The 21908-nt window shown below is 64.7% G+C and carries 21 protein-coding genes and 1 riboswitch; of the genes, 7 read left to right on the top strand and 14 right to left on the bottom strand.

Features of this window, described 5'->3' with window-relative positions; all coding sequences use genetic code 11:
- Nucleotides 1–65: 65 nt before the first annotated feature.
- From ADIAG_RS00180 to thiM, 3 genes are all read right to left on the bottom strand, one after another.
- Complete coding sequence (locus tag ADIAG_RS00180) at nucleotides 66–1613, bottom strand: bifunctional hydroxymethylpyrimidine kinase/phosphomethylpyrimidine kinase (RefSeq protein ID WP_007269246.1); 1548 nt, start codon at nucleotides 1611–1613, stop codon at nucleotides 66–68.
- Nucleotides 1610–2266, bottom strand: coding sequence for a thiamine phosphate synthase (thiE, locus tag ADIAG_RS00175; RefSeq protein WP_007269245.1), 657 nt, complete (start codon nucleotides 2264–2266; stop codon nucleotides 1610–1612). The genes ADIAG_RS00180 and thiE overlap by 4 nt, the downstream gene beginning before the upstream one ends.
- Complete coding sequence (gene thiM, locus ADIAG_RS00170) at nucleotides 2266–3084, bottom strand: hydroxyethylthiazole kinase (RefSeq protein ID WP_007269244.1); 819 nt, start codon at nucleotides 3082–3084, stop codon at nucleotides 2266–2268. Before thiM ends, thiE begins: the two co-directional genes overlap by 1 nt.
- A riboswitch (TPP riboswitch) is annotated at nucleotides 3077–3177 on the bottom strand. It overlaps the preceding gene by 8 nt.
- 165 nt (nucleotides 3178–3342) lie before the next feature.
- Here thiM and ADIAG_RS00165 point away from each other — a divergent pair.
- Nucleotides 3343–4806, top strand: coding sequence for an aldehyde dehydrogenase family protein (locus ADIAG_RS00165; RefSeq protein WP_007269243.1), 1464 nt, complete (start codon nucleotides 3343–3345; stop codon nucleotides 4804–4806).
- Between the two features lie 126 nt (nucleotides 4807–4932).
- Here the strand turns inward: ADIAG_RS00165 and pgm are convergent, their stop codons facing one another.
- From pgm to ADIAG_RS00150, 3 genes are all read right to left on the bottom strand, one after another.
- The gene (pgm, locus tag ADIAG_RS00160; protein WP_007269242.1) at nucleotides 4933–6570 is read right to left on the bottom strand and encodes a phosphoglucomutase (alpha-D-glucose-1,6-bisphosphate-dependent); all 1638 of its coding nucleotides are present in this window, start codon (nucleotides 6568–6570) and stop codon (nucleotides 4933–4935) included.
- A 62-nt stretch (nucleotides 6571–6632) separates the two neighbouring features.
- On the bottom strand, nucleotides 6633–6953 hold the full coding sequence (locus tag ADIAG_RS00155) for a protealysin inhibitor emfourin (protein WP_007269241.1): 321 nt from the start codon (nucleotides 6951–6953) through the stop codon (nucleotides 6633–6635).
- Nucleotides 6946–8151, bottom strand: coding sequence for a M4 family metallopeptidase (locus ADIAG_RS00150; protein ID WP_007269240.1), 1206 nt, complete (start codon nucleotides 8149–8151; stop codon nucleotides 6946–6948). The genes ADIAG_RS00155 and ADIAG_RS00150 overlap by 8 nt, the downstream gene beginning before the upstream one ends.
- A 140-nt stretch (nucleotides 8152–8291) precedes the next feature.
- On the opposite strand from ADIAG_RS00150, the gene ADIAG_RS19740 reads away from it, so the two are divergent.
- The gene (locus ADIAG_RS19740; protein ID WP_007269239.1) at nucleotides 8292–8822 is read left to right on the top strand and encodes a DUF4190 domain-containing protein; all 531 of its coding nucleotides are present in this window, start codon (nucleotides 8292–8294) and stop codon (nucleotides 8820–8822) included.
- A 102-nt stretch (nucleotides 8823–8924) separates the two neighbouring features.
- Here ADIAG_RS19740 and ADIAG_RS00140 read toward each other — a convergent pair whose 3' ends face one another.
- Nucleotides 8925–10382 carry a peptide MFS transporter gene (locus ADIAG_RS00140; RefSeq protein ID WP_007269238.1) on the bottom strand — a complete coding sequence of 486 codons (1458 nt, stop codon included), beginning with the start codon at nucleotides 10380–10382 and terminating at the stop codon, nucleotides 8925–8927.
- A gap of 52 nt (nucleotides 10383–10434) precedes the next feature.
- Nucleotides 10435–11817 carry an amidase gene (locus ADIAG_RS00135; RefSeq protein ID WP_007269237.1) on the bottom strand — a complete coding sequence of 461 codons (1383 nt, stop codon included), beginning with the start codon at nucleotides 11815–11817 and terminating at the stop codon, nucleotides 10435–10437.
- Nucleotides 11818–12061: 244 nt separating this feature from the next.
- On the opposite strand from ADIAG_RS00135, the gene ADIAG_RS00130 reads away from it, so the two are divergent.
- Nucleotides 12062–12388, top strand: a complete 327-nt coding sequence (locus ADIAG_RS00130) for a rhodanese-like domain-containing protein (protein ID WP_007269236.1) — start codon at nucleotides 12062–12064, stop codon at nucleotides 12386–12388.
- Nucleotides 12385–13317, top strand: coding sequence for a prephenate dehydratase (gene pheA / locus ADIAG_RS00125; RefSeq protein WP_007269235.1), 933 nt, complete (start codon nucleotides 12385–12387; stop codon nucleotides 13315–13317). Before ADIAG_RS00130 ends, pheA begins: the two co-directional genes overlap by 4 nt.
- 81 nt (nucleotides 13318–13398) lie before the next feature.
- Here the strand turns inward: pheA and ADIAG_RS00120 are convergent, their stop codons facing one another.
- The gene (locus tag ADIAG_RS00120; RefSeq protein WP_007269234.1) at nucleotides 13399–14442 is read right to left on the bottom strand and encodes a diacylglycerol/lipid kinase family protein; all 1044 of its coding nucleotides are present in this window, start codon (nucleotides 14440–14442) and stop codon (nucleotides 13399–13401) included.
- Between the two features lie 38 nt (nucleotides 14443–14480).
- Between ADIAG_RS00120 and serS the strand changes: the two genes are divergently transcribed.
- The 3 genes from serS (at nucleotide 14481) to ADIAG_RS00105 (ending at nucleotide 17488) form a co-directional block, all read left to right on the top strand.
- A complete protein-coding gene (serS, locus tag ADIAG_RS00115) occupies nucleotides 14481–15767 on the top strand; it encodes a serine--tRNA ligase (RefSeq protein WP_007269233.1) in 1287 nt (428 codons plus the stop codon).
- Between the two features lie 194 nt (nucleotides 15768–15961).
- Nucleotides 15962–16825: an HAD family hydrolase gene (locus tag ADIAG_RS00110; RefSeq protein ID WP_043472511.1), complete on the top strand. Its 864-nt coding sequence runs from the start codon at nucleotides 15962–15964 to the stop codon at nucleotides 16823–16825.
- Nucleotides 16826–17056: 231 nt separating this feature from the next.
- Entirely contained in the window at nucleotides 17057–17488 is a 432-nt protein-coding gene (locus tag ADIAG_RS00105; protein WP_043472509.1) for a hypothetical protein, read from the top strand.
- 28 nt (nucleotides 17489–17516) lie between these two features.
- Here ADIAG_RS00105 and ADIAG_RS00100 read toward each other — a convergent pair whose 3' ends face one another.
- From ADIAG_RS00100 to ADIAG_RS00080, 5 genes are all read right to left on the bottom strand, one after another.
- Complete coding sequence (locus tag ADIAG_RS00100) at nucleotides 17517–17933, bottom strand: DUF1761 domain-containing protein (protein ID WP_007269230.1); 417 nt, start codon at nucleotides 17931–17933, stop codon at nucleotides 17517–17519.
- A gap of 124 nt (nucleotides 17934–18057) precedes the next feature.
- A complete protein-coding gene (locus ADIAG_RS00095) occupies nucleotides 18058–18672 on the bottom strand; it encodes a hypothetical protein (protein ID WP_043472506.1) in 615 nt (204 codons plus the stop codon).
- Between the two features lie 91 nt (nucleotides 18673–18763).
- Nucleotides 18764–19447 (bottom strand): membrane protein YczE, encoded by a 684-nt coding sequence (gene yczE / locus ADIAG_RS00090; protein ID WP_007269228.1) that lies wholly within the window; start codon nucleotides 19445–19447, stop codon nucleotides 18764–18766.
- 79 nt (nucleotides 19448–19526) lie between these two features.
- The gene (locus ADIAG_RS00085) at nucleotides 19527–21236 is read right to left on the bottom strand and encodes an HNH endonuclease signature motif containing protein (protein ID WP_007269227.1); all 1710 of its coding nucleotides are present in this window, start codon (nucleotides 21234–21236) and stop codon (nucleotides 19527–19529) included.
- Nucleotides 21237–21399: 163 nt separating this feature from the next.
- Entirely contained in the window at nucleotides 21400–21885 is a 486-nt protein-coding gene (locus ADIAG_RS00080) for an inorganic diphosphatase (RefSeq protein WP_007269226.1), read from the bottom strand.
- Nucleotides 21886–21908 lie beyond the last annotated feature (23 nt).

The following is a 21908-nucleotide window of genomic DNA, read 5'->3' as shown; positions in this document are numbered from 1 at the left end:
CAAGAGCCTTTTCGGTCCCGCGGGGAGCAGCTGACCGAACCGGGAGCCACCGCCCGCCGATGCCGCTACCGGGCAGGTACCGCATCGCCTTCCGGCGCGAAGTCCGCGGCCGCGGTATTCGTCGCCTGCCGCGGACCTTCGGCAGCGGTCTGCGCGAAGAACGCCAGTTCGTGGAGGGCCGAGGCCTCAAACGCGCACCACATCGCCTGACGGGTGCGTGCATCGGCAGCCGCGTGCACGCCGTTCACCAGGGCAATCGCCGCGGCAGTTGCTTCCTCGAACCCCGGGTCCGCATAGGTGGATAACCAATCGGCATAGGGGTGGGCCCGGTGGTTGGCTGCCGCCAGCCGGGTTCCGACGTCTTGGTAGATCCAAAAGCAGGGCAGCACCGCGGCGGCGAGCACCGGGTAGCTATCGGTGCCGGCCAACAGGTGGTTCAGATAGGCGGTGGTGCTCGGGGACGGTTCCGGGAGGGGCCCGGCCAGCCTGCCGCGGTGCAGCGCCAGTTCCTCCTCGAGGCAACTGCTGGCCGCAGCGGCCCAGAAGCGTTGCGATTCGGTGTCGGGGGCCAGCGCCGCGGCCCGCGACATCGCGCGCGCATAGCCGCGCAGATAGATCGCGTCCTGGCCCAGATAGTCCTCGAAATCCGCGGCATCCAGCGAGCCGTCCTGCAGGGTACGGATGAAGCCCAGTTCGTCGATGGCCGTACGGATCGGGGAGATCCGCTCCCACCACGCCTGAAGCGCATCGCCTGCGACGTCAATCGCCGCCCCATCCCAGAGCCTGGCGAGGTGATTGATTGGTCCGTGCCCGGATCCGACCTCGAGTTCCCCGGAGCGGGCGATCGCGGTATCCAGCCAGGTCTTGGAGCTGCGCAACGCGGCCCCCCAGTCGCCGCTGCGCGCGTAAAACGTGGCCAGAGCCGAGGACAGCGAGCAGCCGGTGCCGTGCGTATTGGCCGTGGAATGGCGCGCGGATTCCACCTCGAAAAGCACGCCGGAGGCGTCGATGATTCCGTCGCGGCAGCGCGCGGAGTCCAAGTGACCGCCCTTGGCCAGCACCAGCACCTCGTAGCGAGCCGCGAGCTCCCGGGCCTGGTCAATCGCGCTGTCCCAGTCGGCGGCCTCCGCGGCCCCGGCAAGCACCGCTAGCTCGGGGATATTGGGGGTGATGACATCGGCGTGGGCGAAGAGCCTGCGCAGCGCCGCCCCGGCCGCCTCATCTAACAGCGTGTCTCCGCTGGTGGCCACCATGACCGGGTCCAGCACCACGGCCGGGACCGGGGTGCCGGCCTGCGTGGCAGCACCGCGGAACTCGGCCAGCCAGTCGGTGAGCTCGTTGATGACCTGCGCGTTGGCCAGCATCCCGATCTTGATTCCATCGATGCGGATGTCGGTGCCGATGGCGCGTAGCTGTTCGGTCAGGAACCCGGCAGGCGGGACGTGCACCGCGTTCACGCCGTGGGTGTTTTGTGCCGTCAGCGCGCTGATGACCGCCATGCCGTAGCCCCCGGCCGCGGCAATGGACTTCAAATCGGCCTGGATCCCTGCGCCCCCGGAAGGGTCGGACCCGGCGATGGAAAGAATGTTTTTGGTGCCGTGCACGGGGTTCATGGTGTTTCTGCCTTCCAGAGATCGATCAGTGCCGCGGTGGCCTCGCGCGGGTCTTCGACGGCGCAGATCGCGCGCACCACGGCCATGGAGGCGGCCCCCGAGGCCGCCACTGCCTCGATATCGATGGCGCCCAGCCCTCCGATGGCAACTACCGGGGCATGGCTGCGGGCCACTGCCGCGGCCAAGCCCGCATAACCCAGCGGTTCGGGATGGTCCTTCTTGGTGGGCGTCGCATGGACCGCGCCGACCCCCAGGTAGTCGATGGTGCCCGGGGCAGACGCGTTGAGCTGGTTGGCGGCTTCGATCTCCTTAGCGGTGGAGGCGGAGAGGCCCAGCACCGCGTCGGGACCGATGAGTTCACGCACCAGCTCCGCGCGGATATCGGACTGGCCGATGTGCACGCCCTGGACCTCGGCGCCCGCGGCACGGGCCGCGAGGTACACATCGACGCGGTCGTTGACCAGCAGCTCCGCGTGCCCGGAGGTGTGGTGGGCGCAAGCCATTACCAGGTCCACGAATTTCCCGGAAGGCATGTCCTTGCAGCGCAACTGGACGGTTTTGATCCCGCCGGCCACCGCCGCCTTGACGATCTCTTCTAAGCTGCGACCGGCGGTGGAGGCAGAGTCCAGGACCAGGTAGATTCCGGCGGGCATCAGGAAAGCACCGCCGTGGAGGCCAATTCGGCCGGGGTCAGGGTGTGCAGCGCGTCAAGGAAGGCTACCGCGAAGCTGCCCGGCCCGGAGGCGATGGCCTCGGCGCGTTCGGCAGCTGCCGAATAGCACGCGTGTCCGGCGACGGCCGCCAACAATGCGTCATCGGTGAGCGACAGGAACGCCGCGCAGATGGCTCCCAGAGCGCACCCGCCGCCGGTCACCAAGGTGAGCATCTTGCTGCCGCCGTGCACGTGTACGGTGCGCGTCCCGTCGGTAATCAGATCCGCTTCTCCGGAGACGGCAACCACCGCTCCGCTGCGCAGGGCCAGGGCCGTGGCCGCGGCGCTGGCCGAATCGACCGTGTCGGTGGCCTCCACCCCGCGCCCACCGCTGCCTGCTTCGGCCAGCACCATGATTTCCGAGGCGTTGCCGCGGATCACCGTGGGGGAGGCATCTCGCAGCTTCAAGGCGAAGTTGGTGCGTATGCCCAACGATCCGACGGCCACCGGGTCCAGGACCCAGGGTGTTCCGGCGGCATTGGCGGCGGCAACGGCCTCGGCCATCGCGGCGCGCTGTTCGCCGTGCGGGGTGCCCAGGTTCACCAGCATGCCCGAGGCCACGGCGGCGAATCCGCCTGCTTCCCCGGGGACATCGACCATCGCGGGCGATGCGCCAGCGGCAAGCAGCACGTTGGCGGTGAAGTTGGTGACCACGGCGTTGGTCAGCACCTGCACCAACGGGGTGGAGGCGCGCAGTGCGCCCAGGGCATCGGCGAGCTCGCCGGGTGTAAACACGATAGAAGGCACCATGGATTCCATGAAGCAACATCCCTCCGCTAGTACGAACTAGATCAGGTTCTACGGGTCTTATCTCAGCCGGCCGCATGCGCGCCGACACCCCGTGTCACTACCCGCGAGCCTATCTCAACCGGCGCCCGCGGCGGCAAATGTGCGTCGAGTACCGGCCTCAACCCGGCGCGATGCACCGGACCGGGCGCGATGCTCCTGGAGGTTTACTGTCCGGTGGGCACGCGTGGCGCCCTGTTGCACGGCCCGCGCCCGTCGTAGGCTCGTGAGATGGGCACAACCGAAAAACCACACCATGTCGTCGCGTCTTCTTCGTCGCGGGCGCTGAGCGAGCTCGAGCTACCGGAGGTGGTCGCCGAGGCACCTGCGAACATCGCGGAGATCGTTGCCTCCATGCACGATGTGGTGGCCACCAGGCTGGCGCACCCGCGGCGGTTTCGCGCCTCGCAGCTCAAGGCGCTGGAGCGCATGCTCGAGGCACACGAACAAGACTTCCTTGACGCGCTGGCCGACGACCTGGGCAAGAGCCCCGTCGAGGCCAGGATGACGGAAGTGGACATGGTGCGCGCGGAGATCGATCACGCGCAGCTGCACCTCTCCGAATGGATGGAATCCAAGGCCGTGAAGGTGCCGTTGGCGTTGCAGCCGGCCGCGGCCAAGATCGAGCCGCAACCCCTGGGCGTGGTGCTGATCATCGGCGCCTGGAACTACCCGCTGCAGTTGGTCTTGGCCCCGCTGGTTGCCTCGATTGCCGCAGGGAACGTCACCGTCATCAAGCCCTCGGAGTTGGCCCCTTCCACCTCGGCGTTGTTGGGCAGGTTGATCCCGCAATTCATGGACCACCGGGCCTGCGCCGTCATCCAGGGCGGGGCCTCCACCAGTACCCACCTGTTGGAACAGCATTTTGACCACATCTTTTACACCGGTGGGGAGCGGGTCGGGAAGATCGTGGCGCGGGCCGCCGCGGAGCAGTTGACCCCGGTGACCCTGGAATTGGGCGGCAAGTCCCCGGCCGTGGTGATGGATTCTTCCTCCTCCGCCGTGGCCCGCCGGCTGGTCTTCGGTAAATTCATGAACGCCGGGCAGACCTGTGTGGCACCGGATTACGTGCTGGCGGTGGGGGACACCGATCAGAACCTGGAAAAGCAGCTGGGCAAGGTCATCACCGCGTTCTACGGCAAGAATCCGATGGCCAGCCGCGACTATGGACGCATCGTGAACACCGCGCACTTCGACCGGCTGGTTGCCTGTCTGGATGATGGCCAGATCGTCGTCGGAGGCGGGCATGACCGCGACACCCTGAAGATCGAACCGACGGTGATCATCAATGTGGACCCCGATTCTCCGCTGATGCGTGAGGAGATCTTCGGCCCGATTCTGCCGATCGTTGCCGTGGACAGCTTCGACGCGGCCGTGCGCTTCATCAACGCGCGACCCAACCCCCTGGTGGCCTACCTGTTTTCCGAGAACCCGCGGCTGCAGTCCTCCTTCGGCGACCAGGTGCGTGCCGGGGCCATCGTGCACAACGCCCCATCCCTGCACCTTGCCGTTCCGGGTCTGCCGTTCGGCGGTGTCGGGGCCTCTGGCATGGGTGCATACCACGGGAGGCATGGCTTTGAGCGGCTCTCGCAGATGCGTGCGGTGATGGGCAAAACCACGGTAATCGATACGCTCAAGGCCGTGTATCCGCCATACACCTGGGCTAAGGCCAAGCTCATCAAGCGGCTGCTCTAGGGTGCACCCGGGGCGCCGACCGTGATGCGGTCGTCGCCCCACATTAAACATTCCTCATCATGCATGCTTGCAGGTCAGACAGTCCTTGAAATGTTTCCTTGCCGGGGTGGTGCGGGGCGGTTGCGCTTAACCTAGGACTGTGTCGACGATGGTTTTTGCCTCGGATTGCACGCGGTCCAGGTGCTCGGCTCCCAGGAACGACTCGGCGTAGATCTTGTATTTGTCCTCCGTGCCCGACGGGCGTGCGGCGAACCAGGCGTTGGCTGTGGTGACCTTCAACCCGCCAATCTTCGCCCCGTTGCCGGGGGCCTCGGTGAGCCGCGCGGTGATTTTTTCCCCGGCCAATGAATCGGCCGTGACGTCGCTGGCCGCCAGATTGGCCAGTACCTCCCGCTGGTGACGGTCCGCGACGGCGTCAATGCGTGCGTAGGCGGGTGCGCCGTGCTCGGCGGCTAATGCCGCGTAGTGCTTCGAGGGGCTGGAACCGCTCACCGCGGTGATCTCGCTGGCCAGCAGCGCCAGCAGGATCCCGTCCTTGTCGGTGGTCCAGGTGCGTCCGTCACGGCGCAGGAACGATGCACCGGCGGATTCCTCGCCGCCGAAGGCCCCGGTGCCATCCAGCAGGCCCGGCACAAACCATTTGAAGCCCACCGGGACCTCCATCAGGGTGCGACCAAGTTTTGCCGCGACCTTATCGATCATCGAGGAGGAGACCAGCGTCTTGCCGATGCCGGCATCGGCGGACCAGCCGGTGCGGTGGGTGTAGAGGTAGTCGATGGCCACCGCCAGGAAGTGGTTGGGGTTCATCAGCCCGGCATCGGGGGTGACGATGCCATGGCGGTCCGCGTCCGCGTCGTTTCCCGTGGAGATGTCATAGGCGTCGCGCGCGGCAACCAGCGAGGCCATCGCGTGGGCCGAGGAACAATCCATACGGATCTTCCCATCGGTGTCCAGGGTCATGAACGCGAAGCGCGGGTCCACCCCGGGGTTCACCACGCTCAGATCCAGCTTGTGGATTTCGGCGATCGCACCCCAGTAATCCACCGCGGCCCCACCCATCGGGTCCGCGCCGATGCGCAGCCCCGAGGCGCGGATCGCCTCGAGATCCAGCACCGAGTCCAGGTCCCGGACGTAGGCGTTCATGAAGTCGAACGTGCCGATCTTGCCATTCAGCCGCGCGACGCCCAGCGAGGTGCGCTTGACCCCGTCCATCTTGGCCTCCAGCAGCTCGTTGGCGCGGTTAGCGATCCAGGAGGTGGCATCGGTGTCCGCGGGTCCGCCGTGCGGCGGGTTGTACTTCAGTCCGCCGTCTGCAGGCGGGTTGTGCGAGGGAGTGATGATGATGCCATCGGCGCGCGGTGCCGCAGGGTCCGCGTTGTGCGCCAAGATCGCATGGCTCAGCGCGGGGGTGGGGGTCCACCCATTGCGCGCGTCAGCCAGGATGGCCACATCGTTGCCCGCCAGTACCTCCAAGACCGTGTCCTGGGCGGGGTCGGAGAGTGCGTGGGTGTCCTTGCCGACGAACAACGGCCCAGTGATCCCGGCGTTGCGGCGGTACTCCACGATCGCCTGGGTGATCGCAGCGATGTGGTCCTCGTTGAAGGAACCGTTTAATGAGGTGCCGCGGTGTCCGGAGGTGCCAAAGGCCACGCGCTGGGCGGGGTCAGCGGGATCCGGGTGAGTGTCGAAGTACGCGTCGCGCACCGCTGAAAGGTCGATCAGGTCTTGGGGCAGTGCCGGGGTCCCGGCGCGAGGATGGGCCATGAAGTTAGTTTCTCATTGATTGGGTTCTGGTGCCCGGACAAGTCGGCGCGCCCATTCACCGCTCAACGTGGCAGCGGGGTCCCGATGATGTGTTCGGCCAGGGTGCGTGCCGGCCCGGTCAACAGAGCATCTGCCACCGAATGCTTTTCTCCATCGAAGTCCAGCGACCACATGAAGCTGTCACGTAGCTGCGACGGTGCCGCGGATTCCTTTGCCGCCCGTAGCTCGGCTAATGCCTCTTGGGCCAGCGCAACCCAGGAGGTTTCCTGCCCGGATGTGGGGGATTGGGGGTGTAATTCCAGCGTTCCGGTACGGGTCATGCCTGCGACCCCGCCGGATCGGGCCACCCGGATGACCAGCGGCTCGTCAGGGACCTCATTCATTGACTGCCTCCTGGACGACGGGGTGGACCCCCACGGCGTCCCAGGCCTCGACTAGGGCCAGCTCGATAGCGGATCCGGCACCGTGGTCGCGTCGGGCCTGCAGCAGGGTCTGCTCGGCGAAGATGCCGAAGTCCGCGTCCTGTGGCAGGGCGCGGGTGGCAATGACGTTGAACCATAGGGACCCGGCGGTTTCCCAGGCGTTGCCGCCCAGTGCGGTGGCGAAGAGGTAGAAGGCGTGGTTGGGGATACCCGAGTTCAGGTGCACCCCACCGTTGTCCTCGGTCGTGTCCAGATAGCCGGCCATGGTGGCCGGTTGTGGGTCCTTGCCCAGGATCGGGTCGTCATAGGCTGTGCCCGGGGCGGCCATGGACCGAAGGGCCACCCCGTGCACCGCGTCGGTGAACAGGCCCTCGCCGATCAGCCAGCTGGCAGAGGCCGCGTCCTGCCCGGCCACGAATTGCTCCACCAGCGCACCCATGACATCGGCTATCGACTCGTTCAAGGCACCTGATTGGCCCTGATAATCCAGGTTAGTGGTGTATTGCAGCAGCCCGTGTCCGAGTTCGTGCGCGATCACCGACAGCGAGGAGGTGAAGGAATTAAAAACCTCCCCGTCCCCATCGCCCATCACCATTTGGGTACCATCCCAGAACGCGTTGTCGTAGTACTGGCCGTAATGAACGGTGCCGCGCAGCACCAACCCGGAACCGTCGAGACTGGAGCGTTTGAACATGTCTGCAAGGAACTCGTAGACCGCGCCCAGACCGTCATAGGCACGGTTGACGTCTAGGTCTTGGATGGGAGACTCGCCCTCGGCGCGCACGGGGTTCCCGGGGGTGCTCTCCGCGCCCTGGGCGTCGGAAATGATCCGTGCGAGCCGTCCGGTCGGATCCATGAGACGGGCGATGTCTGCGTGTGTGGTGGCCCGCTCGTGCAGCAGCGCTTGGTCAAGCAGCAACGTCTGGCGTGCGCGGGTGGCGATGCGACTGCGGGTTTCGAAGTCCGAGCCGGCGGATTGGCCCGGTGCGCCAGGAAGATCCCGGTCCTCAGGGGCCACCGGAGGCGCGATGAATTCTCGCATCGCCTCCGGGGCTTCCCACACGCCGTCGCAGGCGGCCATCGAGACCAACAAGTACGGTGGCACAGCATGGTGCCTCGGGTGGGAACGTGTGGCTGGAGGTGGGTTTTCCTTGTCCATAATCTCAACTCTCCCACCGGTTCCTGAGCGGTCGATGTGCGCACGCTGTGGCCCGGAGTGAACGCTAAACTGGGGAGCTAGAAGCCGAGCAGCAGGGGCAGCATCCCGAGCCGCGTCGGCCAGCTCGCCGGAAGGAAAACATGGCCAAGGACAAAGACGGAGCGCGTGAGTCCACAGTGGATCCGTCGTTTAACGATCCGCATGACCCGCGCTGGTCGCAGAACCCACACCCGGGCGCATCGCGCAACCCGTATCTGGACATGCCGCTGGACGCACCGCCGATCGGCGGTGCCCCACACGGTTCCGGCTACCCGAGCGCGCCTCGGGGACCTGGAGGCGGCCCAGATGCGTGGAACCACGAGGGCCCGCAGCATGGCTATCCGCAGCAGTATCAGCAGCCGGGTTACCCGGCCCAGACCCAACGACCCTCGGGAGTGCTGGCCATCGTCTCCCTGGTTTCCGGGATCGTCGGCCTGCTTAGCTTGGGGTTACTGCTGGTCCCCGAGATCGTGGCGATCATTTGCGGGCATATGGCCCTGCGACGTGAGCCGCACATGCGTGGTGTGGCGATTGGTGGCCTGATCACCGGTTATCTAGGGCTGCTGTTTTTGTTGCTGGTCGGCGGTCTGGTCACTGTCGGTTTGTTCGCCAGCAGCGCCATCTACTACTGACCCGGTAATCGTAGGCCCGTGCCTGGCCAAGCGAAACGGCGCCCGCCGACGGAATCCAGTTCCGTTGGCGGGCGCCGTTCTTTTTCGGCTTGCTGCTGGGTCTTAGCGGACCTCGCCCATCAGCTTCTTCAGGGCCGGGGCGGAGAGCAGCAGGGCTAGGCCCAGCACGATCGCGGTTCCGCCCAGGACCAAGAAGTAGGTGATCTCATTGCCCTCGGTGTAGAAACCGGCCAAGATGCCGGCTAGCGTGGTGCCTAGGGACACCGAGAGGAAGAAGAGCGCGATCATCTGGGTGCCGAAGGCCGCCGGGGCCAATTTGGTGGTCACCGATTGCCCGATGGGGCTCAGCAGCAGCTCGGCGAGGGTGCACAGGAACAAGATTCCCACCAAGGCCAGCAGCGGGGTCTTCTCCAGCGACTCCAGAGGGATGAACACCAGAAAGGCCAGCCCGACAATGATCAGCGAGGCGGAGAACTTCATCACGGTGCCCGGCTGGCGGGTTCCAAGCTTGGTCCACAACGCCGCGAATACCCCGGCCAGCACGATGATGAACACCGGGTTGATCGACTGGACCCAGGAAGCCGGCATTTCCCAGCCGAACAGTGTGCGGTCCAGGCGCTCCTCGGAGTACACGGCGATGAAGGTGAACTGCTGCTGGAACAACGCCCAGAATGCTGCGGAGGCGATGTACAACGGGATGAATGCCAGCACGTGTTTGCGCTCCACCGCGGTGACGCGCTTGGAACGCAGCAACAAGGCGAAGTAGATGACCGAGGCCAGGATGACGGCGTAGGCAATCGTGCGGGCCAACGATTCGGCGGTGATGAGCTTCAGTGCGAAGGCGACCACCACCACGGCGATGAAGGCGAGCAGACCCAGCAGGTACTTTTTGCGCTCGTTGACCGGCAACGGGTTGCCGACCACCTTGACCGATTCGGGCAGGTTCTTGCGACCGGTCAGATAGATTCCCACGCCCACTGCCATGCCCAGGGCTGCAGCGGCGAAGCCGATGTGGAAGCCCCAGCGCTGGTGCAAGAAGCCGGTGAGCAGCGGGCCAAGCAGGCCGCCGATGTTCACGCCCATGTAGAAGATGGAGAAACCAGCGTCGCGCCGGGTGTCTTCCTTGGAATACAGCGAGCCGACCAGCGCGGTGGCATTGGCCTTCAGCCCGCCGGAGCCCACGGCAACCAGCACCAGACCGACAGCCAGGCCCGTGGCGCCGGGGAGCACGGCCAACCCGATGTGCCCGGCCATGATCATGAAGGCCGCGCAGAGCAGGACCTTCTCGGAACCCAGCAGGCGGTCAGCCAGCCAGGCGCCCAGGATGGTGCTCAGGTAGACGGCACCGCCATAGGCGCCGACTAGGGACAGCGCCAGGTCCTTGGACAGGCCGAGCCCGCCCTCGGAAACCGAGAAATACATGTAGTACGCCAGGATCGCTTGCATCCCGTAAAAGGAGAAGCGCTCCCACATCTCGATGCTGAACAGATTCGAGAGCGTTTTAGGGTGGCCGAAGAAACCAGTCGAGGACTGTTCCTTCTGCGGCGTGGATATAGACATGTCATCAATTTTTAGCCCGTGACGTGCGCCATGCCTACTTTGTAGACCAATCTCACATTTTGGTCAGCTGTGCGGCCAGCGTCAGCAAACGGGCCTCGGAGCCTGCCCGCCCGATGATCTGCACGCCCATCGAGAAGCCGTCGGCCGTGGTAAAAGTCGGAACCGTGATCGCTGGAAGACCCGAAACATTCACCATCGAGGTGTAGGGCGTGTACTGGCATTGGCGCATGTAGTCGGTGTCGGCATCCTGCGAGGTGTAGAAGCCGATTTTGGGGGGAGCAAACGCCATGGCGGGGGTGAGGATGACGTCGTAACGTCCCCATTGGGTGCGGAAGTCCGCCGCGATCTCCGTCAACCGGCGTGCTGCGGCGAGGCTGGTGGATTTGTCCCGGGCGATGGCACGTTCACGGAAGGACCGGGCCAGGGTGCCGAGCTTGGATTCGCTTCCCGGTGGGATCGGGGCCGCGGCCAGTCCGGAGGTCCAAACCGTGGAGAAGTTCTCCGGGTAGGCCGCGTCGTAGTAGAGCTCGGCTTCCTCCATGTGGTGCCCGAAGGCACCCAGGCGTTTGATGCCCGCATCCAGCGCCGCGCGGGTGTCGGGGGACAACGTGATTGGGTACACCGAGGAGAAGGGGCTGGCGGTGCTGATGCCGATGCGCAGTGAACGCAATGCCTCCAGGGCAGGTTCGGAGACCGCCTCCAGGAAGGTCTCTGCGGTGGCGTCGACCATGGCATCCATGAGCAGGGCAGCATCGGCGGCGGTATGGGCCAGCGGCCCGGAGACCGTGAGCCGGGGTGCGCCGAAGGCATCGACCTTGCCATCCAACACATCGGTGGGAATGGTTCCGAGGCCCGGCTTGAGCCCGATCAGCCCGCAGGCGGAGGCGGGGATGCGCACCGAGCCGCCGCCGTCATTGCCCGGACCGAACGGCAGCATTCCCGCTGCGATTGCCGCGGCCTGCCCGCCACTGGAACCTCCGGCCGAACGGGTGGCATCCAGCGGGTTGCGGGCCGGGGGGGAGACTTCGTTTTCCGAGTGGCAACTCAACCCGAATTCCGGGACCTGGGTCTTGCCCAGACCGATGGCCCCGGTGCCGGAGAGTACCGCCACAAGCGGTGAATCCTGCTTCGCGATGACCGGCTCGAACGCCGCGGTGCCGTAGCCTGTCGCAATCCCTGTAACATCCAGCAGGTCCTTGTAGGCCAGCGGCATCCCGTGCAGCATTCCCGGCACCGCACCCGCGGCCAGGGCGTCATCCGCACGCGCCGCAGTCTGGAGGGCCAGGTCCGCGGTCACCGTGACAAAGGAACCCAGCGAAGGGTTCAGCTCCTCGATCTTCGCCAGGAAATGCGCGGTGGCTTCGCGTGCGGAGACTTCCTTCGTGGCCAGCGCGTTGCGCAACCCCAGAGCATCGAACTCGGATATCTCGGTCATCGTGGACTCCCTTGCAAAAATGTGGCCGCCGGGCCCGCCCGCTACGGAAACGAGGATCCGGTCGCCACCATGGCGACACCTTCGAGACTAGTACGGGTTGGTACCAAGGGCGCTAGTGGTGTCCTAGTGCGGCCCCGATTGCCGCGCAAGAACGCGCAACATCGGCTTCATCGAGGCGGTGGCCGTAGGCCGGCGGGCGCTAGGCTGGGGATCAACAGTCCACGCAGTGAGCCAAGGGAGAGCCATGAGTGATTTTGAAACGGTTTCGGTCGACCAGGTGCCATCCGGCGCACTGATCCTGGATGTTCGTGAAGAGTACGAATTCGTTGAGGGGCATGCCTCGGGCGCCGTCCATATTCCGTTGGGCGATTTGCCGATGCGCTACGAGGAGCTCGACCCGGATGTCGACGCTTACGTCATCTGCCGCACCGGTGGCCGCTCGGGCCAGGCGGCCGCGTGGCTGGTGGCGCAGGGCTACAGTGCCCTCAACATCGCCGGTGGTTCCGGGGCCTGGCTCGAGGCCGGGCTGAAGCTTGAAAGCGAAAACGGGCAGGAGCCTAACGTCCGATGATCTACACCTATCTGGGGCCGGCAGGCACCTTCACCGAAGCGGCCCTCTTGCAGGTCCCAGAGGCACGGGATTCAGAACGCATCCCGGCAGCAAACGTCAACGCGGCGCTGGAACTGGTCCGTACCGGGGAAGCCGATGCTGCCATGGTCCCGATCGAGAACTCTGTCGAGGGCGGGGTCTCGACCACGCTCGACGCCATTGCGACCGGGGAGCCGTTGCAGATCATGCGCGAGGCCTTGGTCACGATCAGCTTTGTGCTGGCCGTGCGCAGCAACATCGACACCATCGACCAGATCCGTTCCGTCGCGACCCACGGCCACGCCTGGGCGCAATGCCGCGGCTGGGCCGAATCGAATATGCCGAATGCCGAATTCATTCCAGCGTCGTCTACGGCCGCAGGTGCACTGGGGCTGCTGGAGGACGAAACCAGCCATGACGCGGCGATCTGTTCCCCGCTGGTCGCCGAAGAACGCGGGCTGAAGGTCCTGCGCACCAGCATCGAAGACAACGCCGGAGCGGTGACACGCTTCGTGTTGGTGGCCCGGCCAGGCCCAATCCCCGCGCCCACCGGGGTCGACAAAAGCACCGTGATCCTGCCGCTGAGCGAAGACCGCCCGGGCGCGCTGATGGACATCCTGGAACAGTTTGTGGTGCGTGGGGTCAACCTCAGCCGCATCGAGTCCCGCCCCACCGGCGAAGGCATGGGCAAGTACTTCTTCTCCGTGGATGTCGACGGGCACCTGGCCCAGGAACGTGTGGCCGATGCGCTCAGTGGCCTGCACCGGGTCTGCCCCAACCTGCGCTTCCTGGGCTCCTACCCAGCCGCCGAGGGATTGTCCTCATCGGTGGATGCGCACAATTCCGATGCGGCGTTCTCCAAGGCCCAGGACTGGGTCTCCGGGCTCACCGCACGGTTGGCGACTTCGTAGCCGATTACCGAGCGTAGCTAACGAAAAAAGGCCCCGGGTCCGGCGCGATTATCGCGCGGGACCCGGGGCCACCGACGTTGATTAGGCCACGCGGATCTTCAACGAGCCGGGTCGCACTTCCACCCGGAGCCCGTTGACCAAGCCCGTCCCGTCGCCGTCGATCTGCGTGTTCATGGGTTCGTGGCAGCGGACCGCCAGCGTGGCGCTGGGGTAAAAGCCCATCACCGGGATCGTTCCGCGGGCACGGAATGCGGTCTTGAGGAAGATCCAGGCCCAGCCGGCCGCGCTGCGGGGGCTGAGCATGACCACGTCAAGGACGCCGTCGTCGATCTTTGCCTCCGGAACAAGATCCAGTCCCTGGAGCTTCCCGCAATTGGCGAAGAGCACCGAGCGCACGCTACGGGTTTGCTCATTGCCGCCGTCCAGGGCGATCGAGATCTTCTTTCGCTTGCCCGGAAGGTGCCGGAATCCGGCCTCTGAGTAGGCAAGCCAACCGACCTTGGCCTTGAGGTCCTCGTTGGTGTCATCCATGACATCCGCGTCGGTGCCCACGCCGGCAATCACCAGGAACGCGTGCTCGCTGGTATGCCCATCGACATGCTCCAAGGTGATTGACCCCGTGTCGATGGTGCGCACCGGGCCGCGGACGGCCCCCAGGGCGGCGGTGCCGATGTCTTCCAGGGGTACTTCCACGTTGCGGGCCAGCAAATTTCCGGTGCCCAGTGGGATCAATCCCAGGGTGGCTTCGGTGTCGCGCAAGACTTCGGCGACGGCGCGGACCGTCCCGTCACCACCTGCGGCAATGATCAGATCGCATCCGGCTTCCAACGCTCGGTGTGCGGCGCCCTGGCCGGCATCCTCCACGGTGGACTCCAACACCAGTGGTTCGGCCAGGCCCGCCTCGGCACAGACATGTTTCACCGCTGAAATTGCTTCATCGGTGCCTGACTTGGACGGATTGATTACCAAAGCGACCTTGCGCGCCGAGGAAACACCGTCCACCACGGGCGCCAGAGTAGTCGGGCGGTTGCGGTCAACGAGCCTGCGCACGGACAACCAGCTGATGGTAGCGGCCGTGCCCGCGGCGCCTGCACTGATGAGGGCAATAAGTCGATTCCGTTGCATAGTCTTCCCAGACTAACGGGCATTGCTAGGCTTAGGATGTGATCGACGTAAAACTACTCAGTGAAAATCCAGATATCTTCCGCGCTTCGCAGCGCTCCCGTGGGGCGGACGAGTCCCTGATTGATGCGATTTTGGCCGCCGATTCGGCGCGCCGTGAGTCGATTGCATCCTTTGAGGCGCTGCGAGCCCAACAAAAGACCTTCAGCAAGAGGGTCGGTGCGGCCAAGGGCGAAGAAAAGCAGGCGCTCCTGGACGAGGTCAAGGAACTGTCGCAGAACGTGAAGGCTGCCCAAGCGGCCTCCGACGAAGCGGCAGAAACCTACACCCAGCTGCAGCGCTCCATCCCCAACTTGATTCTTGACGGTGTGCCCTCGGGCGGAGAAGACGACTTCACCGTCGTCAAGCATGTGGGCACCCCCCGCGACTTCAGTGCCGATGGCTTTGAGCCGCGTGACCACCTCGAACTCGGAGAGCTGCTCGGCGCCATCGACATGGAACGCGGAGCGAAGGTCTCGGGATCGCGCTTCTACTTCCTCAAGGGAGTGGGTGCACGGTTGGAAATCGCGCTCATGAATATGGCGCTGGACCTGGCCATCCAAAAGGGCTTCATCCCGATGATCACCCCGACGCTGGTACGCCCCGAGACCATGCAGGGCACCGGGTTTGACGTCGAGCACGACGATGAGATCTACAAGCTTGAGCGCGACGATCTCTACCTAGTGGGCACCTCCGAGGTCGCCCTGGCTGGCTACCACGCCAACGAGATCCTCGACCTGTCCACCGGCCCCGAAAAGTTTGCCGGATGGTCCACCTGCTATCGCCGCGAGGCGGGTTCCGCAGGCAAGGACACCCGCGGCATCATCCGCGTGCACCAGTTCAACAAGCTGGAGATGTTTGTGTACTGCACGCCGGAGGAAGCCGAAGCAGAGCACGCCAAGCTGCTGGCCCTGGAAGAAGAAATGCTTGCCAAGGTCGAGGTTCCCTACCGTGTCATCGACACCGCGGCCGGGGATCTGGGCATGAGCGCGGCCCGCAAGTTCGACTGCGAGGCCTGGGTCCCGACCCAAGACGCCTACCGCGAGTTGACCTCCACCTCGAACTGCACCACGTTCCAGGCACGCCGCCTGAACATCCGCGAACGCGAGATCGGTGAGGACGGCAAGCCGGGTAAGACCCGTGCGGTGGCAACGTTGAACGGCACCCTGGCCACCACCCGCTGGATCGTGGCCATCCTGGAACAGCACCAGAACGCCGACGGCTCCGTCACCGTCCCGGAGGCGCTGCGACCGTACCTCGGGGGAATGGAAGTGTTCCCGGTCCTGTAGGGCGCCGCGCCAGAAGCGCGACAATGACCAGTGGGGAGTGGGATGCGGCAACCGCCGCATCCCACTCCCCACTGCTTTTAAACCGGTCCCGGAGCCGTGGGGCATCCGCGGGTCGGCGGGGGTTCACCCAACGTTCACGACACATTGTGGGTTGGCTCATGTCCGGAATCTGCTTTTGATGCTTCACTGGAAGAATGACAGTTATGACAAGTACCGGCATCGAAGACCGGTCAGAAGCAACCAAAACATACATGATCTGCCTTGATGTCGACGGCACCCTAGTCAACCACGATGGGCATATGAGCCAGGCGGTCAAGGACTCGGCACGCGCCATCGTCGCGGCTGGACACGAGGTGGTTATTTCCACCGGACGATCGCTCGGCGCCACGCTACCGGTGATCCAGATGCTTGGCATCGAGAGCGGCTACGCGGTCTGCTGCAACGGCGGGGTCACCGCACGTATCGACCTGTCCCTGGAGGACGGCTACGAGGTCGTTGAACGCAAGACCTTCGATCCTGCACCAGCACTGCGCGCACTCATCAAGGCGCTACCCACAGCAAAGTACGCGCTGGAAGATGACCAGGGTCGATTCCTTTCCACCGAACGCTTCGAAGACGCCAGCTTCGGGGTCGTGTCCACACCGGTGACCTTGAACGAGATGCTCGAGGCCACCGCCGTGCGCCTGGTGGTCTTCTCCACAGATTCCACTGTCGAGGAGTTCGGCGAAGCCGTCGGCGCCATGGGCCTTTCCGGTGTCACCTACTCCGTGGGCTGGACCGCCTGGCTGGACATCGCCGCCCAGGGCATCACCAAGGCCAGCGGTCTGGAGGCCCTGCGCACCCAGCACGGGTTCGACATCGAGTCGACCATTGCCGTGGGCGATGGCCGAAACGACATCGAAATGCTGGCCTGGGCCGGTCGCGGGGTGGCCATGGGCCAAGCTCCAGACGAGGTCAAGGCCGTGGCCGACGAGATTGCCGCGGGTGTCGATGACGATGGACTCGCCGTAGTGCTCCGGGAGTTCCTGGCCGACAACGCAGGGGTCAGCCCGGCCTAACGCCAAGATGTGGTGGCGCCCGATCCCGACGGTCACGACCTCGGGATCGGGCGCCTCCCTGCGTCCGGAGTGCTGCCCGCTCTACTAGGCGGAGCGACTCGGGTGTCGAGGTAAGAACCGACCGCCATTTAATCGACCTGGTGATATTACTGGTCTGCGCGGGGCACTGACACCGGACGTGGCAGGCGCACGGGTCTGTCGCCGGTGATTCTCTTGGCTATGCTTAAACCCATGAAACAAGCCGGAGCCCTCGCCCTGTCCCTGATCGGTGCCGCGGCGCTACTGACCGGCTGCACTTCCCCGGATGTCATCTGCAACACCGGGAAACCCACGATTGAAGAGGCCATGGATCATTTGGTCGATTCGACTCTTTCCGGGGACCAAGTCGAAGTATGCCGGGTGACCACCACCGGAGGCACGGATACCGTCGGCGAACAGTTCGAGAGCCTTGAAACGCAGCTGCGCGGCATGGATGTAGCCGCAGGATTCACTGTGAAGCCCGTGCCGGATTCCACCATGGGGCATTGGTCCGAGCTCGTGCTCAGCACGCCGAGCCATCCGCAGGGGGAAACCTTTGACGTGTTCGAACGCGGTGGCAACTACACGATTGGTTGGCTGGAGTTCGAGCAGGAGCCACTTCCGACTCCCAGCGCCACACAGTAGGGCCCAGTAGCGCCCGAAACGCCGTGACTCAGATGGCAAACAAGCCGATGATCATGCCCATGACCATGAAGGTCACCAGCTCATGGACGCAGTTCAGTACCGTCAGACCCACCGGGCGGCCCTCGAAGGCATCGTGTGTGATGAAACGCGCCGCGGTGAACCCACCCCACAGAATCACGGCCGTCAGCAACGCATTGCTCAGGTAAGAGCCGCCGTAAAAATCAAAGGACAGATAGGTCGCACCGGCTAGGACCCAGGCGCTGATGAAGCTGACCACGAGGGTGACCAGGATCGGCAGAACGGCATTTTTCGCTTCGCCGGGCTTGACCTTCGCCACCTTCATCCAATAGTTGCCAAAGACCTTCGGTGTGTACCAAATGCTGCCAACGACCATCGTTGAGATCGTCGCGACAACGACCGCGATCCAATTGATTTCCGGAACCATGGCTTGCTCCTCATCTGATCCTGCGTGGCTGATCGGCTAGTCCCTTGGAAGGGGGACCTGTAGCGCCGATCCTACGTCCGAAACCGCAAGGTGACGAGGGTGCGGCGGGAAAACGTGGGCAGTCTCAGGAAGCCGGGACGGCGGGTGGCGAATCTAGCAGCTGCAGCAACCGCGCGGCGGCCGGGCGTGCGGCCCATTCCTCGACCCATGCTGATCGAACCACCGCCTTGGACACCGCCTGGGCGCTGATGCCCAGTTCGGCTGCGACATGCTTTTGCTGGCCGCGTACCCCGGGGGTCAGCAGGTCTAGCACCGCCCACTCGGCAACGCTACGTGTGCTGACGATCTGGCCCAGCAGCCGCAGTACGGCCTCGGCTTCGGCGGCGATGTCCACCTCGTGCCCAACCACGCTGAGCGGGATGCGTTCGCCGGTATGCTCGGAGCGCTCCGCGGCGGTGTGCGCGTAACCCAACGCCGCCCCCTGCAGGAACTGGGCCTCGTCGGGCACCGGCTCGTACAGGCTTCCCACCCCGAGTCCCACCAGCCAGTGATGACTGCGCAGCGCCGTGAGCACCGCATCCACGGTGCCCAAGGGGTCTTGCGGAACACCGACCAACAGGGACGGCCCGGAACGCTGGAAAGCCGTCAGCGTCGGGATCTCGGACAGGACGCGCAGCATTTCGTCGCCGAGGTCACCGTCGGCGCGTCGATCACGTTGTTTGAGGGTTACGACATACACATTCCTAATTATGCCGTCAAAGTCCCGTTTCGTCTGGCCAAACACCGGATCCCGCTATCGGCGTCCGGTCTGTGGCGCCTCAGTGCCTGCGTTAAACGCGTGGTGTGGCGACCGGATCTTCACGGACCTTGGGACGCAATTCGATGATGCAATAGCGCAGGAACACCTGAGTGAGCGGGCCGATGGCCACAGCGAATATGACGGTGCCGACTCCGACGATGCCACCCAATAGCCAACCGATGACCAGAACCAGAACCTCGACGCCGGTGCGGGCCAACCGAAGACTTATGCCGGTTCTCGAATGCAGTCCGGTCATCAACCCGTCGCGCGGGCCCGGTCCCAGCTGGCTGCCGATATACAGCCCACCACCTAGCGCGTTGACCAACAGGGCGGCCGCGAACATGCCGATCTGGGCGGGGATGCCCTCGGCCTGCGGCAGGATCGCCAATCCGATATCTGCTGAGACACCGATCCAGATGACGTTGGCGATGGTCCCCAATCCGGGCATTTGCCGCAGCGGGATCCACAGCAGCAAAACGAGAAAACCAAAGATGATCACCACTGTGCCCAGGCTCAGGCCCGTATGCAGGGTGACTCCGTAGTGCAACACGTCCCACGGGGCCAGCCCAAGACCCGAACGGACAAATCCGGCCATCGCCACACCGAACAGGGTGAGTCCAACGAAGAGCTGGAGAAGGCGCAGGGGAAGACGTCCCGCCCTCAACTGCGCGAGCGGGGTCAGCTGGGAAAGTTCACGGGGGGCGGCCTTGGTCATGTATCCAGCATGTCGCAGAAGCCACGGTCGAGAAAATCGCTCGTCATGTTGACGACTACGACGCCCTGATAAGGACGGACTAGAAAAGGGTGGCCTGGTTTTGCGGCCAGTAGGTGTTGCGCCGGGGAAGCTGCTCGGGATCCAGGTGCTGGGGGAGAACGACATGGGGGATGCCGTTATGGATCAGGAGGGTGAGCAGACCGTTGTCAGCCATGTGGTGGTGGCTGGTGCAACCGGGGGTCATTTGATCGACGCTGGTGTGCCCGCCATCGGAGTAGGCATCGATGTGACACATTTCTAGGTGTTCGGGTGGCACGGTGCAGCCTGGGTAGAAGCATCCGCCGTCGCGGGCCAGAACGGTGCGTCTGATGGTGTCTGTGGCGAAGCGCATTTCCTGCCCGACGTCGAGGATTTCACTTTGACCGCCGAGGACCAGAGGGATAGTCCCGTCGGTGGCGAGTCGTCGTCGAACTTCGGCGATGGGGATGCGTAAGCCGTGGGCGCTCCAGCCGTTGCCTTTGGCCAGGCCCAGAAGCGTTTCGAGTCGGCAGTGGATAATCAGTCGGGCCGTGGGCAACCCGGTGGCACCCTGGCCCGGGGGCCTGGCGGGGGCGCGCATCAGATTGAGCAGGGTTTGAAGGTGGCGTTGGGGAGGAGTAAGCCCGTCTTGGCCGGTGGTCAGGCTGTTGAGGGATGTGGCGAGGTTCGCATCGATGCCCGGCAGGGCTCCGGTTGCCTCGGTGGGGAAGGTTTCGGCGTTTTCTGGATGCGTGAACCAGTCGGGACCGTCCGTGGAACCGTTGCCGTTCAGGGTGCTGTTCCCGTTTTCATTCACCGGGTTGCCGGTGGGGTTCATTCCAGTGGCCGAAGCCGCCAGGGCTTCACGGTTGCCGGCCAGGGTGCGGGGGTTATCGGAGTGGGCGAAGTGGGAGAGGAATACCTCGGCATCGGCGTTGAGCATGCAGGCGGTGAGGTAGGTGAAGTGTTTGGTGCGTTTGTTGATGAAGATGCCGGTCTTGGCACGGATTTCCTCGGGGGTGGGAAGTTCCTCGGGTCCGGTGGCTTCGTCTAGTTCGTCGCCGATGGCGGTGAGCAATTGGTTGGTGGCCGTGGGGATGCCGGCAGCCACCGAGTCGGCGATCCGCCCCTCAATGTGCTCTGCCAGCGTGTGGGCGTCCGGTTGTCGGGCGATGGTGGGGGAGAGCTTGTCGAGTTTGCGGGCTGCGGCTGCCGTGGGTCCCACGCTGACGATTCCGCGCTCCAGCTGCTGGGCGAGTTTCGGATAGCGGGGGCCGCACCGGTTGCCGTGGACATCAGTGGTCGGCAGCAAGGTATTGGCGGCATAGAGCCGGTTGACTGCGGCGAAACGGGGAAGGCGCAGGTCGTGTTGCAGAAAGCCGGTGGTGTCCTTGAACGGCATGATGCCGGTTGGGATGGTGGCCGGATCCGGCAGCAGCCATTGGGTTCCGTGGATGAACGCGGCAGGATCGTCGGCAATCGCCCGCACCTGGTCGAGGTTTTGCGACGGGAGTTCCTGGACCAGGGTGCGTTGGGCGGTGAGTGCTGCCCGGAGCTGGGCGACTTCACCTTGCTGGTGTGCGCGTTCGATGGTGTGCGCGAAGAGTGCGGCTTGGGTCGGGGAAACGATTTCCGTGGACAGCTCGGCGGCCAGGGCGTTGCTGCGCGAGACCAGGGCGTTGAGCAGGCGCAGCTTGTCGGCCGGCGACACTGGGTGTCCCGGCGAGTCACCATCGATGGTGAGCGCGTTGATGAACTGGTCCGTTTCCATGCCTCCCAGTGTGTGCCGAGGCGGGCGCTGGCCGAGGAAGAGCGGGCGGTTCTGTGGAGAACGGGCCGCAGGGCCTTGTGCGGGGAAGCAAAAAGGTTGGATCCGAAAATCGCGCCGGTGGCGCAACTTTCGGACCCAACCTTGGGGTAATGCTCTCGAGTGGTTAGGCCTGGGCCTTGAAACGCTCGATCGAACGCGTCAGCTCGGCTTCGGCCGCTGCGCGACCTTCCCAGCCCTCGGCCTTGACCCACTTGCCCGGCTCCAGGTCCTTGTAGCGCAGGAAGAAGTGCTCGATTTCCTTGATGAGCCAGCCGTCGAGGTCTTCGAACTCCTGGATGTGGTCAAAGCGCTTGTCGGCCGGGACGCAGATCAGCTTGGCATCGCCGCCGCCGTCGTCGGTCATGTTGAACACGGCGATCGGGCGGGATTCCACCACAACGCCCGGGAACAGGTCAACGCCGGGAATGAAGACCAGGGCGTCCAACGGATCGTTGTCCTCACCCAGGGTCTCGTCGAAGAAACCGTAGTGCGTCGGGTACTGCATGGAGGTGAAGAGCACACGGTCCAGACGCAGACGGTTGGTCTCGTGGTCGATCTCGTACTTTACGCGAGATCCGGCAGGGATCTCGATGGTGACGTCATGATTCATGAAAGGTCTCCTCGACTCTCTCG

Origin of the sequence: Paeniglutamicibacter gangotriensis Lz1y, from assembly GCF_000348945.1 — a bacterium.
Lineage (GTDB): Bacteria > Actinomycetota > Actinomycetes > Actinomycetales > Micrococcaceae > Paeniglutamicibacter > Paeniglutamicibacter gangotriensis.
The sequence above is the reverse complement of the archived record's forward strand: the minus strand, read 5'-3'. Positions and strand labels throughout refer to the sequence as shown.